The organism is Pseudomonas sp. Sample_9 (assembly GCF_004307535.1).
Classification (GTDB): domain Bacteria; phylum Pseudomonadota; class Gammaproteobacteria; order Pseudomonadales; family Pseudomonadaceae; genus Aquipseudomonas; species Aquipseudomonas mercuritolerans.
Genome location: NZ_RAZO01000277.1, coordinates 1 through 290 on the forward strand (window position 1 = coordinate 1; position 290 = coordinate 290).

Here is a 290-nt window from a genome sequence, read left to right on the forward strand (position 1 = left end):
AGATGGTGCCGATGGACACGGGCAAGCCGTTTCTGGACTGGAATCATGATCCGCGCAATCCGTATCACGTTGCAGTCTGAAAAAGCCCCTCACCCTAGCCCTCTCCCAAAGGGAGAGGGGACTGATTGGGGGATGCTGACAAACTCCGCCGACCTGTAAGAGTTGTTGTGAATCCAGAATCGACCGGGGTTCACAGGCAGGACTGCTTTGCATCCATAATCGACACGGTCTTTCAGGTCGGTGTACCTCTCAATACACCTCGGTCGGCCCCCTCTCCCTCTGGGAGAGGG